Here is a 14,618-nt window from a genome sequence, read left to right as displayed (position 1 = left end):
CCAATTCACATTACATTAACAAAACACAACATTCAAATAACAGTCACACTTAGAAACAAAAAAGCCGGCTTTCGCCGGCTTCTTAAATGGAACATTTGTAACGCTTAGTTTGCGACGACAGACTCATCACTGATTGGCAGAAGGCCTGCATCAGAAGAGACGTACGTTGCAACCTGACGCTGCATTTCTGCGGTCACTGCGGCATTTGAAGCCGGGCTCAAGCTAGATGCATGAGCACCACTGTTAAACAGTACCAGTCCACTGATAGGGTCTGCTTGAGGCCCTACTGTCGTTGATACCTGCTCAAGTCCAATGATGTTAGCTAGTGGAAGCTGACCAGACAACGGCAACGCAGTAGAAACAGGGATAACTTGGTCAGGCAGGTTTTCTGCACTGCCATCACCCACTACTGTCATCATGTGCACAGGGGTATTACTACCTAGAGTTTGTGCATAGTTCGTTGGGTCACCTGAATCCATTACGGTTTGTGCAGCAAAGGCAAACTCAGCAAAAACAGCGTTAACCGCGGCTGCTTGTGCTTCAGTAAGGTTTGCTTCAAACAAGGCGACCGCTTCAACTAGCTGAGCTTCGTTGACATCAGTTGTTTCAAACAACTGGTTCAATAGCGCAACGAAGTCATCTGATGCTTGAGAAAGCAGAAGTCCTTTAATCAGCGGTCCAAACGACGGTGATTCAATTAAGAATTGAGCTGCACCGCCTCCAGGAGACTCAAGAGACGCTTGTTTGATTGCAAACATGCCGTCAAGTGCAGCTAAATCGCCGCCCATGGACGTATTTGCTAAGGCTGCAAAATTACCACCTGTAATAGCACCTAACGATACACCCATGATTGATACACGACTTGTATCAAACTTAACACCCTGTGTAGCTGTGGTATCGACTACCGCATTAAGGCCAAGACGCAAACCAAGTAAATCAGACACGCTTTGACGCAGGTTGTCTCTTGCAGTAGGCAAACTAGCAAGGTTCATATAGTGCGTTGCACTTACCGACGTTGCATTAAGGTCATCCATTCCGTCGCCATCAAGGTCGAATCCACGGCTACCGTGAATGGGCTGATCGATTGCAACCGAGGCTACACCTGCTAGCGCTAGTGTACCGGTAATAGCTAACATGTCTTCTTTTTGACTAGTGATACCGTGAGCAAGGATAACTACAGGCCAACCTGCTTCAGGCATACTGATAGGGAAACCTATAGCACCTGCAATGGCTGGGTCTGGAATAGTTACCTGAACATCTAGCGCTTCAGTGCCCATATTACCGCCAGTAGGCTGTGGATATGGGTTGAATTTAGTAATGTTACGAGCACTATCTAATTTTTCACCGTTAACGCGAAGATCGGCAAGACCTAGCGCAGAACACGTTTGCGCATTAGGACCTGGCGTCGCCGCTGCTAACGCTTCCTGTGGAGCGCCTGCTAGCACGATACCGCTGTCACAGGCTGCAGTCCAAAACTGGTTAACCGGTGCAAGTGGGTTTTCAGCAGATGGAACACCCAAGAAATAGGGAAGGTTAATATTTCCTTCATAACGCTGGGCCGCGCAGAATGGACCGACTTGGGTTAGGATTGCAGTAGAAACACCTACCGCGAACTCATTCAGCGGGCCCCACTGTGCAGAAAGCTGACCAGACACTGTACCTGCTAAACCAGCACACGTTTCTAATGCACTAAAATCCGTTGCATCAATAAATGCTTGGGTTTGAGCCGGTAAGCCTTCTTTACCTGTATTCACTGCTCCTGCTACTACTTCGGTAGTAACGAGATTGAGTGCTTCCATTGCGGTAGGATCTTCATCGGCATCACCCACTACAATTGCAGGTAACGCTTGTCCTGCCGTAGGGTCGCCAGCACCTGCGCGGGCAGCAAATTCGCTAATCATCACCTTCTTGATGGTATCAAGAGAGTTAGCAATAGACTGAGTAGTAAACGCAGACACGTAGGTCAGCTCTTCACGTTCGTACCCAGCACTAATCAGTGGATTAACCAGTGAGTTAACTAGACCTTGAAGCTGCAGCTGGTCGTCCGTCGCTAGTGGGTTTGTATTGATATCTAGCCTTGCTAAATCCCAAGTTGTAGAACCTTGCACCGACTTACCCGATGAATCTTTAAGGTCGGTCGTCATTACAAGCATGTAACCCTGCGCTGGTTTAAGCGGCTTTAGAGGTACAAATGAAACCGTGTTGTTGTCTGCCAAGCTCAACACATAATCTACGCCGAAAGTAAGCTGTTCACCTAACTTACAGCCTGCTGATGGCGTTGAAACTTGTGCGCAATCTGGATCAGATTGGTCAAGACCTAAGGTTGCTTCAAACAACAAAATACCTGAAGACAGTGATGACTCATCCAGTGACGTATTCACCGGCGTTTCAACATTAATCACAAATGGATGTTGTGTCGACCAGCCGTCTAATACGTTTAATGCGTTTTGCGGGTCGCCAAAATCAGTGGGATCGGCAACCGGTATGTTTAATGTGTAATCGAAAAAGCCATCATCGCCTGGCAGCATTAATAAGTCGTTGGGAATGTTAAGATTCCCTGCTGCTGGATCAAATACTATTCGCGAAAATGGGGTTTGTACTTCTGTTTCGGCCTGAATGTCGGAAAGGGTTTCATCGGAGCCACCACAGCCTGCTAGACCCAGTGCAAGGGCCACACTGGAACTTAATACGAGTTTTCTCATCTCTACTCCCTACAAGCATTGTTGTTATTCTGTGTCTAAAATTCGGTTTTATTAAAATAGCTTGGTCTATCCTGCTTTAACAGGCATAGAAGATCGTTTCAAACATGTTAGACCAGTTGTATCTTCCTCAATCTTATTGACTTTGTTGCAACTTTGCAAAGTTTTGTTAACTAGTTTGGTGAACTTTTTTTACGTTTGGCAGGTTTTTAACGGGATTGTTTTACTTAGCGGTCAGGTTGAGTATCATCACACCACTTGTAAAACGCCCAGCAAAGCCTCTTTGCACGATGTAATTGAAGGACAATCATGAACGACTATAATGCGCCCAGCAATTTATTAAACGATAAAGTAATTCTTATTACTGGCGCCGGTGATGGTATTGGTGCGCAAGCGGCTAAAACCTTCGCGGCACATGGTGCAACATGTATATTGCTTGGTAGAACTGTCGCCAAGCTTGAAGCTGTGTATGACGACATAGTTGCAGCGAAAGGCGCAGAACCAGCCATTGTTCCCCTTGATTTAAAGGGCGCTACTCCTAGTCATTATCAACAGATGACACAGACGATTATAGACCAGTTCGGTCGTTTAGATGGGGTGCTACACAACGCTTCTATTCTTGGCCACTTAAGTGCATTTAAAGATATTGACGCTCAAGAATGGCAAGATGTCATGCAAATAAACCTAAACGGTATGGTGTACATGACTCAAGCCTTGCTCCCTGCTCTTTTGAAAGCTGAAAACGCCTCAGTGATTTTCACCACCTCAAGTGTAGGTAGAAAGGGTCGCGCGTTTTGGGGAACCTATGCGGTCTCCAAGTTTGCTACCGAAGGGGTTATGCAAACTCTGGCAGACGAATATCAGAACAAATCTATCCGCTTTAACTGCATCAACCCTGGCGCAACGCGAACAAGCATGCGCGCCCAAGCATTTCCGGCAGAAACCCCTGAAACATTAAAAACGCCAGAAGACATTATGCCTACCTATTTGTACTTGATGGGCAATGATAGCGCGGATGTTAACGGTGAATCCTTAGATTGCCAGCCAAAGTAACCTAAACAGGTAAACAAAAAGCAAAAAGCCGCGTTAACGCGGCTTTTTGATCATTAGACGAAGCGCTATATTAGCCTTCCATTTTTGCCCAAGTATCTCGCAGACCTACCGTGCGATTAAATACAGGCTTTTCAGCAGTACTGTCGTTATCTAAACAGAAATAACCGGTACGCTCAAATTGCCATGCACCAACTTCAGGTACATTATCTACCAAGCCAGCTTCAGCCCAGCCTTGTTTTACGTCAAGAGATTCTGGATTGATAGCATCGGTAAAGTCTTCTTCGGCAGCAGGATTAGGTACATTGAACAAGCGGTCGTATAAACGGAACTCTGCCGCTTTGGCCGTTGCTGCATCTACCCAATGAATAACCCCTTTCACCTTGCGGCCATCAGCTGGATCTTTACCTAACGTATCCGGATCGTAGGTACAATATACGGTAGTTACATTGCCCTCTTCGTCTTTCTCTACGCGGTTTGCTTTCACTACATAGGCGTTGCGAAGGCGAACTTCTTTTTCAAGTACCAGTCGCTTGAACTTTTTATTTGCTGATTCACGGAAATCCTCTGCTTCAATCCAGACTTCACGACTAAACGTGATGTCTCGAGTACCCATTGCCTCATCATTCGGATGATTAGGAGCCGCCAAGGTTTCAGAAGCGCCTTCTTCGTAATTTTCAATAACCACTTTTATAGGGTCAAGTACGGCCATTGCACGAGGTGCATTCACGTTTAAGTCATCGCGAATACAGGCTTCTAGCATGGACATTTCAACCATATTGTCCATTTTAGTCACGCCGATGCGCTTACAAAACTCAACAATAGAGCCTGGCGTATATCCGCGACGACGCAGGCCAGCTACCGTTGGCATGCGTGGGTCATCCCAGCCATGAACGTGTTTTTCATCAACCAACTGAATAAGACGGCGTTTACTTAGCACCGTGTATTCCAAGTTTAGTCGAGAGAATTCATACTGCTTAGGGCTGCAATCGATAGAGATATTCTCAATCACCCAGTCGTATAAACGGCGGTTGTCTTGAAATTCTAACGTACACAATGAATGCGTAATGCCCTCAATGGCATCTGATATACAGTGCGTAAAATCGTACATTGGATACACACACCATTTATCACCAGTTTGATGATGGTGGGCGTGCTTCACTCTGTAAATAACCGGGTCGCGCATGCACATAAACGGCGAAGTCATGTCGATTTTGGCGCGCAGGCTGCATTCGCCTTCGGCATAGTCACCGGCGGTCATCTTAGCGAATTCACGTTTATTGGTTTCTACATCGGTGTCGCGATAGGCGCTATTTTTACCCGGCTCTTTCAAGGTACCGCGCAATTCACGCATGACTTCCTGGCTAGAAAAATCGACATAAGCTAAGCCTTTATCAATCAATTCGTTTGCAAAGCCGTGTAGCTGGTCGAAGTAGTTAGAGGAATAACGCTCATCACCGCTCCATGTAAAACCGAGCCATTTAACGTCTTCCTTAATCGAATTAACAAAAGAAATATCTTCTTTTGCTGGATTCGTGTCGTCAAAACGCAGATTACAGGTTCCCGTGTAATCTTTTGCAATACCGAAGTTCAAGCAAATGGATTTGGCATGACCAATGTGAAGAAAGCCATTTGGCTCCGGCGGAAACCGCGTTTTTATTGAGTCATGCAAACCACTGGCAAGATCTTTATCAATGATTTGACGGATAAAATTGGTCGGACGATGCTCAGTCTCGGCCATTCGCATGTTCCCCTTATGCACAAGTAATTATATTAATAACGTGAGTATACCACTGACACAAATGCTTCAACCACGTTTTATTCATTTAACGCTGACAACTGGTTGAATAACCGACGACAGAGGCCGATATTACTACCTTTCACATTAAACACCGCACTATAGATGATAGCGAAATAAAGGGCGCAAGCTGTTTTGTAAAAGGATGCGTCGATAATTCACTATCGGGCTTCATAGTTCAAAAACAAGACTTAAGGGAAAAATGTGTTAATCTGATTTTGATGGCAACGATGTCGTTGTAGCGAGAAATGATGTTTATGAAAGAAAAAGCGACCTCTTTTGATATTGCTCACTTGGCCGGTGTTTCACAATCAACCGTTTCAAGAGCACTAAACAATAGCCCTCTTGTTAATTTAGAAACAAGAGAGCGCGTGCAGCGAATCGCACAAGAACTCAATTATAAAGTCGATAAAAATGCGAGCAATTTGAGAAAGCAAAAAAGCAGTACGATTGCCCTTTTACTTTTTGAGGACCCCACCTCAGACGACTCAATGATAAACCCTTTTTTCCTTGCCATGCTAGGCAGCATCACACGTGCCTGTGCAAAAGCGAATTACGATCTTTTAGTCTCTTTTCAAAATTTAGAAGACGATTGGCATGCGGAATATGAAGACTCAAATAAAGCAGACGGCATTATCTTATTAGGGTATGGCAACTACACCGACTATCAAACCAAAGTGGCGCAGCTTGAGTCGCAGGGCACGCATTTTGTTCGTTGGGGCGCCCCTGATAAGGACCACCCTGGAGTCAGTATTGGCTGCGATAATTATCAAGGCGGACAAAGTATTACCGAGCACTTAATCGCGTTAGGTAAAAAAACCTTTGCCTTTATTGGCGACAATGGCGTTCATGCGCCTGAATTTATGGCGCGATATCGCGGTTATACCGACACATTAGAAAAACATAACCTTACCGCTAAAAGTGTTCAGCGAAACGCCATTTCCACAGAAGATGATGGCTCAGACGCTGTTCGCTCATTAATAGAATGTAACGAGCTGCCTGAAGCAATTGTATGCGCCTCAGATTTAATCGCAATGGGCGCACTGCGTGCCTTACGACGGGCCAACATCAATGTGCCACAGGATGTGGCAGTGGTTGGCTATGACAATATTGCGGTTTCTGCGTACACCACCCCTGCATTATCTACTGTGCAACAAAATACCAATCTTGCGGGAGAGTTATTGGTCGACACCTTATTAAGGGCCATTAACAACGAGAAAGTAGAAGACTATCTAATGCCTGCTGATATCATCATACGCCAGTCCTGCGGTAGCGAGTAAAGCGTTAAAAACCAAAAAGGGTGCGTGATGAACGCACCCTTTTTTGACTTGGTTAAGCTAGGTTTGCAGCCTCGCGCTTTACTGCCTTTTCATTTGGTCAGCCAGGGTAGCCATTAGTTCATCGTTCGTAATAGCGCCATCACGCACCCATACTTGAACACCGTTAGCCGCCACAGTACTTAAGAGCGAACCGCCCTCTCGTATCTGCTGGCTTTCACCGCCTAACTGCTCCTGCCACTGCCCCTCTTGCATAAACTGCGACACATTAAACGAGGCAGGTTTATTGGACTTATTCAACAACACTAGCGCGGTTTGCTGATTTTCTTTATCTTGTAACACGCGATAGAACACCGCTTTGTGCTCTTTTAATTCAACATTTAACTGAAGCCCACGCTGCAAGGCCGGCGTTGCTTTTCGCACGTTAGCAATATCGCTAAGCGCTTGCTGAATTGGGTTGGCTTTTGCGCTGTCGATACGCTCTTGCCCTAGATAATTGCGATTACCAGCATGCTCTGCAGTGCCGCGCATAAAGCCAATTTCAGACCCCATATATACAACCGGAATTCCTCTTACCGTAAATAACCAGTTATGAGCATTGATAAACCCATCATCTGTGGCATTCATGCGGGCCATGTCATGATTATCGTAAAACGTCGTTAAATCATACACGTTTTCATAAGGCCCATGGGTAAGGTGTAACACCTCTTTCATATCCGCAAAATCACTGTCCAGTGGTTTTTCAAACACTGACAACATGGCTTTTTGCATAGGGAAGTCGAGCACACTGATGTTGCCGTTTTTATCTAGTGTGTGCTGCGCAATATTATTCGCCTCGTAATCGAAGCTTTCTCCGAACATAAAAAAGTCAGGGTTTTCTTCACGCACACGGTCGGACATTTCTCGCCAAAACGCATGAGGCACATGGCGAATAGTGTCTATTCGAAACGCATCAGCCCCCTGAGAAATCCAATAAAGATAACTGTTGATCAAGTAATCTCTTAGGGCTGGGTTTTCGTCATCTAAGTTAGAAAGCTTCACTAAGTCTGGATAGTTGTGAAAAAAGGCATGCAGAGGATTGTTTTTTGGATCTAAATCCTCAGGCGCTAAATTTTGATGGTCTGCCACCAAAAGCCCGCTTTTATCGTATAGCTCACCGTATCCTGGTAAATCATTAGTCATGGTGAAACTGGGTGAACCATGATTAGCCACAATATCAAACACTGACTTTAAACCCTGCTCGCGCATTTGTGCGGTATATTGCTTAACGGTCAGGTCTTCACTCACCAAATGCTCGTCGGGTTGATAAAAATTCGACGCCCAATACCCGTGATAACCAGTTTTACCACCGTCTTTAAATGCGCCGCCATAGGTGATTTGTTCGTCGCCATTAAACGCATAATCAGGGTTGTCATGAACCGGTGTCATCCACACTGCGGTAAAGCCCATCTCTGTAATGTAGTCGGCGTTTTGTAAAATACCTTTTAAGTCGCCGCCCATATACCCTACGTAGGCTTTTTTGCCTTCAGGCCCCTCTAGTGGCAGCCTCCAAGTAGGATAGTCTCCACCTTGGTCCTCAAAATTATTCGACTTGTCACCATCAACGAATCTATCGGTCACTACAAAGTAAATAGCTTCCCTCGCAAAGGGTGTGGTTGTGCCTACTATTGTTTGATTATTCAGCGACTCAACATTAGCTCCCTGGTGATTAACATCTGCCTTGCTTGTGGCGTTATTCGAGTTTGTGCAGGAGGCTGTTAATAATGTCGCTATGGCCATCGCGATTGCTGTGCGTTTAGACACCATCTTGAATAACTCCTTTTTCTTCAACAATTTCACTGGTATCAGCTTCTTTTACAAAAAATACTGCTATAGCACCAATCACCATGGACACACCCGCAACGACAATGATGTATTTAGCGTCGTTATCGAAAACGCTACTTAAGATCCAACCTGCTGTTAGGCCTGATACAATTTGTGGTGCCGCAACGGTAAAGTTAAATATGCCCATGTACACGCCAGTTTTATCAGCAGGAAGTGCACCAGCCAACATAGCGTAAGGCATTGCAAGAATAGCGGCCCACGCAATACCCACGCCTATCATGGGTATGAGTAATTTAACGGCACCAAGAGGTACGGTAACTTCTGTGATGAGAAGGTTGACGTTTACCATGGTTAAATCTTGGAAGAATAAAAAGCTCACGTAACTCAGGCCGCCCAGTGCCAACGCGCCAGAATAAATGGTTTTGCGACCAAATTTGTCCGCTAGCTTTGCAAGAAAGATAGAGAAAATAGCGGCAAACACAGAATAAGCGGCAAATAGAATGCCCACCCAGTCGCCGGCGGCACCTTTGGCCATAATGATAGCCTCTGGAACCATAGGAGCAGCTGCGATAAATGCAGGGTCAAACCATTGCTTATCTACGTTCCATATATGTTGGGTAATAGCGGGCGTGGTGTATACCCACATGATAAAGAGTGCAAACCATGAGAAAAATTGCACAACCGCTAACTGTTTCATGGTTTTAGGCATAGTTGCCACTAACGCAAAGAACTCTTTTAAACGCTGTGCTAGTGGAGCCTTCTTTTCTTTTTTCTCTGAGTTAAGGGAAGCGCCCTGTTCAGGACTCAACCCTTTATATCGACTGTATTCTTCAGGCGAATATTCTTTCGTTCTAAACACGGTCCAAATAACGGTACCCAACAACACTGAAGCACCGATATAGAATGCCCACATTACTGAAGGTGCAACCTCCCCCATTTGCGCCGTGTTCTCTAAACCCACAACGTTGGTGAGCACAAAGGGAAGGATAGAGCCAATAACAGCACCGATATTAATAAGAAGAGACTGAATAGAATAGCCCACATTGCGCTGCGATGGCGGAACCATGTCTGAAACTAATGAGCGAAACGGCTGAAAGCACACATTAAACGAGGCATCCATGAGCGCAACCATGAGCGCCCCCATTACCATTGGCGCTAAAAACGCCACAAAAATAGGCGCATTAGGTAGCAATATCATACCCACAACGGCAGCCACGGCACCGGCTAAAATAAACGGTCTTCTGCGGCCCAGTCTATTCCACGTTCTGTCCGACGCAGAACCTACAATCGGTTGCACGATTAAGCCCATAATTGGGGCGACAAGCCAAAACAATGACAAAGAGTGAAGATCGGCGCCCAGATCTGAAAGAATACGGCTCACATTTGCGTTTTGCAGGGCAAAACCAAATTGAACGCCAAGGAAGCCAAAACTGACATTCCAAATTTGCCAAAATGAGAGGCGGGGTTGAGTTGCTTGCATAATTAGCTCTATTTATTGTTTTTAAATTAATTTACAACGAATACCGTTGCAGACATTGGTGGCAACGTTAACGTGTCGTCAACGCCAAATACGGTTTTATCGCTTAGGCGAGTGGCTTGCGTGTATTTTGATAGCATGGTCGAATAACGAGCAAGAGATACCTTCGCCTCTTGTTTATTCATTATTACCATTATCATGCTACCGTCATCCTCTTCAGCGCGGCGGAAATACGTATAAACGCCATCATGAGGGGCATAATGCTTCATTTCTCCCATAAACACGTTGGGATAATTTTGTCGCAAAGCTAATAATGTTTTCACCCGTTGCTGCGCCCAACGTTCATCTTGTGACAATCCTTCGCCTGTAAATGCATTTACTGCTGAATCGCTATTCTGTTTGAAGCCGCCTAGAAAATCGGACCTGATAATTCCGTGATCTGAACTGTCAGGGTTGGCCATGAGAATTTCTGTTCCATAGAATACTTGAGGAATACCACGGGTGGTTAGGAAAAACGTCATAGCCATATTCCATTTGTCTATATCGTGACCAAGCTGAGTAAAAATACGGCTCATGTCATGATTATCAGGAAATATCACTAGGTTGTTAGGATCACCATATAGGAAGTCGGTCGCCAGCGTTTCATAAATATTCCCTAGCCCTGTGTTCCATGACTCTTCTTGTGTAAGTGCAGATGTCAGCGCGGCCTGTAGTGGAAAATCCATTACAGATGGCAATGCACTAACGTACTCATCATGACGATGGCTTCCCGCCTGCCAGTAAGCGGTAATGGCTGGGTTAATCGTCCACTCTTCTCCCACAATGTTAAGGCTTGGATATTCTGACATAAGACGGGCTGTCCACTTTGACAAAAACCCTTTATCGGAATAGGAATAGGTATCTACACGAATGCCGCTTAAACCGGCAAACTCCACCCACCAAATAGCGTTTTGAATTAAGTAATTCGCTAAATGAGGATTTTTTTGATTGAGATCTGGCATGGTAGGAACGAACCAACCATCGCTAAAGCCTTCAATATCGCTTTCTATAACATGAGGGTCGTGAAGTGATTCTCGCTTGTGCGTGGTGCCAACGAAATTCCCCTCGTTATTTATCCAATCATCTGAAGGTGTATCCTCCATCCACAGGTGACCACTGCCTATGTGATTAAGCACCATATCCATGATAATGCCAACGCCCTGCTCGTTTGCTTTTTCACTGAGCGTGACATAATCGGCATTGGTACCGAAGCGAGGGTCTATTTGATAAAAGTCAGTTGTGGAATACCCGTGGTAACTGTATTTGGCCATTGCATTTTCAAGCATTGGCATTGTCCAAATTTGCGTAAAGCCCATGTCTGCGATGTAACCAAGGTTATCTATAATGCCCTTGATATCACCGCCATGTCGGCCACCCTTGTTCGACCTATCAACAATATCTCGGTAACCAGCGACATCATCGTTACTGGAGTCGCCATTAGCAAACCTATCTGGCGTAATGAGATAAATTGCATCTTTAGCAGAGTACCCTTCACGACTTTTACTCTCACTGTCTCGAGGCTGCAGTTCATAAGAAAACTCATAAGAAAGTAAGTTGGAGGACGAGTTAGAAGACGAATGAGAGACTTTTGCCGAGCCAGCTTCGTTGTTTGCGTTAATATTACTCGTATTTTTTGCGTCATCAGTTAACGTAAATATCAGCTCGCCGCTTGCTGCATTTGAAATGTCCAAGGTAACAAATAGATAGTTGGGGCTATCTAATGCCGTTACTGCATTAATAACGACCCCCTCTCTATTTACCGAAACTTTTTTATTAGCAATATTGTCACCATGAAGCATCAATTCAACCAATGGCGATTCCATACCTACCCACCAATTTGGTGGATAAACATCAATACTGCCTTTGGCGGCATACACAGGAAGCGTGCTTGCTAAAACTGTGAACAATGCTGCAGTGGCTATTTGTAAAGAACTTGGTTGTAAAAAGCGTGTTCGCAAAAGGCCAGCTCGCGAAGCGCCTATTCTAAAAAGACTTGTTCCCACAGTCTTTCGTGGTAAAGCAAACCTGAGAAGAGACGACTGGAGAAAATTTAAAACTGGAGACGTCACTAAGACCACCTCATGTTAAAAAGACGTTAAGTAAAAAGCGAAAGAAGATAGTACCTGTGTAACACTAAGATACCAATTCACTGCATACGTATTCACTACCTGGGAACTAGGACCTGTAAACAAAAAAGCCACTTGGCTTGCTTAATACAAACAAAGTGGCTTTTACCGGATGCTTTTATTAGAGGCTGCTTATCAAGCGCTTACCTGGGCTCTTAATAAAAGTCACGAAAAAGACAGTGCTATTAACTCTTATAGTTCAAAAACCAGTGTCTCTAGGCCCTCAAGCGAAACTGATGTCATCACAGTGCCGTCTTTAGCGTCTAATGCGAGTTGCTTTTCGCCGACCAGAGGCTTAAGCAACGACGGTATTTCTGACTCTGTAAACAAAGACGTGGGGAAAATAAGCTGCATGTCTTTTACAGGCTGTTCTGAGAAATTAGTAACAACAATAAACCCATCATCTTGTGAGCGCCTTGCAAACGCAAACTGCTGCTCACTGTAATTATTACTTGGCAGGCGTTGAGAGGTGCGTTTATTTGAGTTACGGCTATTTGAGTTTTGGATTTGTGAAGGCGAATTATCATTCTGCGCATTACTCAAATTGATATCGTGCAGACTGATAAAATCGCCGTTCACTGCGCCATGGTTGGCAGCAATAGCCATTATGGACTCATAGAAATTCCGTAAAGACTTTTCTTGCTCTGTGGATGCACCGCCATCAAACTTTCCATTGTTCATAAAACGCTGATGGGCAGGCACGCCGGCATAATCAAAAATAGAGGTCCGAGTAGGGTCGCCAAATCCCATGTCTTCACTTCCGTCCTCCCCCACGTCTTGGCCAAAGTAAAGTAGCGTTGGAGAGCTGCTAATCAGCGCGCTAACGGCAAGTGCTGGTTTGCCCTTCTCTGCACTGCCTGCAAAATCCTCACTAGCAATGCGTTGTTCGTCGTGGTTTTCTAAAAAGTGAAGCATATGGGGTGCAATATCAGAAATTTGATTGTGAACAGATACCAGATCACTGACTTTCCCTGAGCCCTGCATAATGGTCTTAAGCGTATCGTAAAATCCAACTTTATCGTACAGATAGTCCATCTTGCCTAGGTGTATATAATCTCGGTATTTAGACGGTTGATATACCTCTGCCAATAAAAACGCGTCAGGCGAGCGTTGTTTAATACTGCTGTTTAAAAATGACCAAAATTCGACAGGTACCATTTCTGCCATGTCGTAACGAAAACCGTCGACACCTTTATCTAACCAATAATGGGCAATGCTCTGAAACTTATACCAGGAATCAGGTAGGGATTTGTCTTTCCAAAAATCTACATGTTCGCTATATGACTTCTCTGCGTATTGTGCAGGTAACGTGGGGAAGTCATAGGTGCCATCAGGCTTCACACCGTAGTTTATTTTAACGGTTTCATACCAGTCGTTAATGTCGGGCTTAGCAGCTCTTGCTCCATTTCCGGTCCATTTTGCTGGGTACTCTTTAAATTCACCATCAGCTAAGGGATGTTCGTCTCCGCCAAGGGTCTCATAGCCTTGTGCGGTAGGCACTTCAAATGCTTTATCTACAACGTAGTAAAAATTATTGTCTCTTGCATACACCACTGAAGTATCGTCGTTGTGACCAAAGTTGGTTTGTCCCTCGGGCAATGATAACGATTGATAGCTGCGAGCAACATGGTTTGGAACGATATCGATAATCACCTTCATGCCACTTTCATGTGTACGCTTTATGAGGGCTTCAAACTCTTCCAATCTGTTTGCTGGGTTTAGCGCGAGGTCAGGATTTACGTTGTAGTAATCTTTCACTGCGTAGGGGGAGCCTGCACGGCCTTTTACTACATCGGGGTCGTCGTGTGATATTCCATATTCGCTGTAGTCGTTGATAACTGCGTGATGTGGCACACCTGTATACCACACATGGCTGGTACCTAGCGCTTTAATGCTAGAAAGTGCAGCATCATTAATATCGGCGAACTTACCTACGCCATTGTCTTCAATGCTACCCCATGGAATATTTGCTGTATTCGTATTTCCATAAAGGCGAGTAAAAAGCTGGTATACCAACGGCTTGCCCTGAACTAATGATAGGTGTTCAGTGGAGAGCGCTTTAGTAGACGGCGCTTTACTAGGAGAGGACTGGCCATTCTCAGTAGGGTTTGAACCCTGAGATTGTTGATTACTCATTGTATCGTTGTCTGAACAGGCTAGAAGACTTGAGACCACGATAGCAACCGCGATAGGTTTTCGAAACGAAGAAATAGTAAAAGAAGACATATTTTTAACTGGCATCGTATTGATTACTTCAATTTTTCTGAATGCCAACAGGATACGCGTTAACGTATTGTTAAAAAACATGCATACGTATTCAACCCCAAA

8 protein-coding genes are annotated in these 14,618 nt (G+C 44.9%); 2 read left to right on the top strand and 6 right to left on the bottom strand.

Annotation, left to right across the window (positions count from 1 at the left end):
• Positions 1-104 precede the first annotated feature (104 nt).
• Positions 105-2,702, bottom strand: a complete 2,598-nt coding sequence (locus JV36_RS0103070; RefSeq protein ID WP_032094171.1) for a VolA/Pla-1 family phospholipase — start codon at positions 2,700-2,702, stop codon at positions 105-107.
• Between the two features lie 306 nt (positions 2,703-3,008).
• Here JV36_RS0103070 and JV36_RS0103065 point away from each other — a divergent pair, with 306 nt between their 5' ends.
• Positions 3,009-3,752 (top strand): YciK family oxidoreductase, encoded by a 744-nt coding sequence (locus tag JV36_RS0103065; protein ID WP_032094172.1) that lies wholly within the window; start codon positions 3,009-3,011, stop codon positions 3,750-3,752.
• Positions 3,753-3,822: 70 nt separating this feature from the next.
• On the opposite strand, the gene glnS is transcribed toward JV36_RS0103065, so the two are convergent.
• A complete protein-coding gene (gene glnS, locus JV36_RS0103060) occupies positions 3,823-5,490 on the bottom strand; it encodes a glutamine--tRNA ligase (protein ID WP_032094173.1) in 1,668 nt (555 codons plus the stop codon).
• Positions 5,491-5,804: 314 nt separating this feature from the next.
• Between glnS and JV36_RS0103055 the strand changes: the two genes are divergently transcribed.
• The gene (locus JV36_RS0103055) at positions 5,805-6,827 is read left to right on the top strand and encodes a LacI family DNA-binding transcriptional regulator (protein ID WP_032094268.1); all 1,023 of its coding nucleotides are present in this window, start codon (positions 5,805-5,807) and stop codon (positions 6,825-6,827) included.
• Between the two features lie 78 nt (positions 6,828-6,905).
• Here the strand turns inward: JV36_RS0103055 and JV36_RS0103050 are convergent, their stop codons facing one another.
• The 4 genes from JV36_RS0103050 to JV36_RS0103035 form a co-directional block, all read right to left on the bottom strand.
• On the bottom strand, positions 6,906-8,630 hold the full coding sequence (locus tag JV36_RS0103050; protein ID WP_032094174.1) for an alpha-amylase family glycosyl hydrolase: 1,725 nt from the start codon (positions 8,628-8,630) through the stop codon (positions 6,906-6,908).
• A complete protein-coding gene (locus tag JV36_RS0103045; protein ID WP_032094175.1) occupies positions 8,620-10,128 on the bottom strand; it encodes an MFS transporter in 1,509 nt (502 codons plus the stop codon). Before JV36_RS0103045 ends, JV36_RS0103050 begins: the two co-directional genes overlap by 11 nt.
• A gap of 26 nt (positions 10,129-10,154) precedes the next feature.
• Positions 10,155-12,086: a glycoside hydrolase family 13 protein gene (locus JV36_RS0103040; protein ID WP_032094269.1), complete on the bottom strand. Its 1,932-nt coding sequence runs from the start codon at positions 12,084-12,086 to the stop codon at positions 10,155-10,157.
• Positions 12,087-12,482: 396 nt separating this feature from the next.
• On the bottom strand, positions 12,483-14,531 hold the full coding sequence (locus JV36_RS0103035) for an alpha-amylase family glycosyl hydrolase (RefSeq protein ID WP_235207748.1): 2,049 nt from the start codon (positions 14,529-14,531) through the stop codon (positions 12,483-12,485).
• Between the last annotated feature and the right edge of the window lie 87 nt (positions 14,532-14,618).

It is taken from the genome of Alteromonas sp. LOR, from assembly GCF_000753865.1.
In the GTDB taxonomy this organism is placed as follows: domain Bacteria; phylum Pseudomonadota; class Gammaproteobacteria; order Enterobacterales; family Alteromonadaceae; genus Alteromonas.
Note: the sequence above shows the minus strand (reverse complement) of the source record. Positions and strands in the feature narration are given on the sequence as shown.

Coding starts and splice junctions, on each gene's coding strand:
- JV36_RS0103070 (WP_032094171.1), bottom strand. CDS start 2,702: ATGAGAAAACTCGTATTAAGTTCCAGTGTGGCCCTTGCACTGGGTCTA.
- JV36_RS0103065 (WP_032094172.1), top strand. CDS start 3,009: ATGAACGACTATAATGCGCCCAGCAATTTATTAAACGATAAAGTAATT.
- glnS (WP_032094173.1), bottom strand. CDS start 5,490: ATGGCCGAGACTGAGCATCGTCCGACCAATTTTATCCGTCAAATCATT.
- JV36_RS0103055 (WP_032094268.1), top strand. CDS start 5,805: ATGAAAGAAAAAGCGACCTCTTTTGATATTGCTCACTTGGCCGGTGTT.
- JV36_RS0103050 (WP_032094174.1), bottom strand. CDS start 8,630: ATGGTGTCTAAACGCACAGCAATCGCGATGGCCATAGCGACATTATTA.
- JV36_RS0103045 (WP_032094175.1), bottom strand. CDS start 10,128: ATGCAAGCAACTCAACCCCGCCTCTCATTTTGGCAAATTTGGAATGTC.
- JV36_RS0103035 (WP_235207748.1), bottom strand. CDS start 14,531: ATGCCAGTTAAAAATATGTCTTCTTTTACTATTTCTTCGTTTCGAAAA.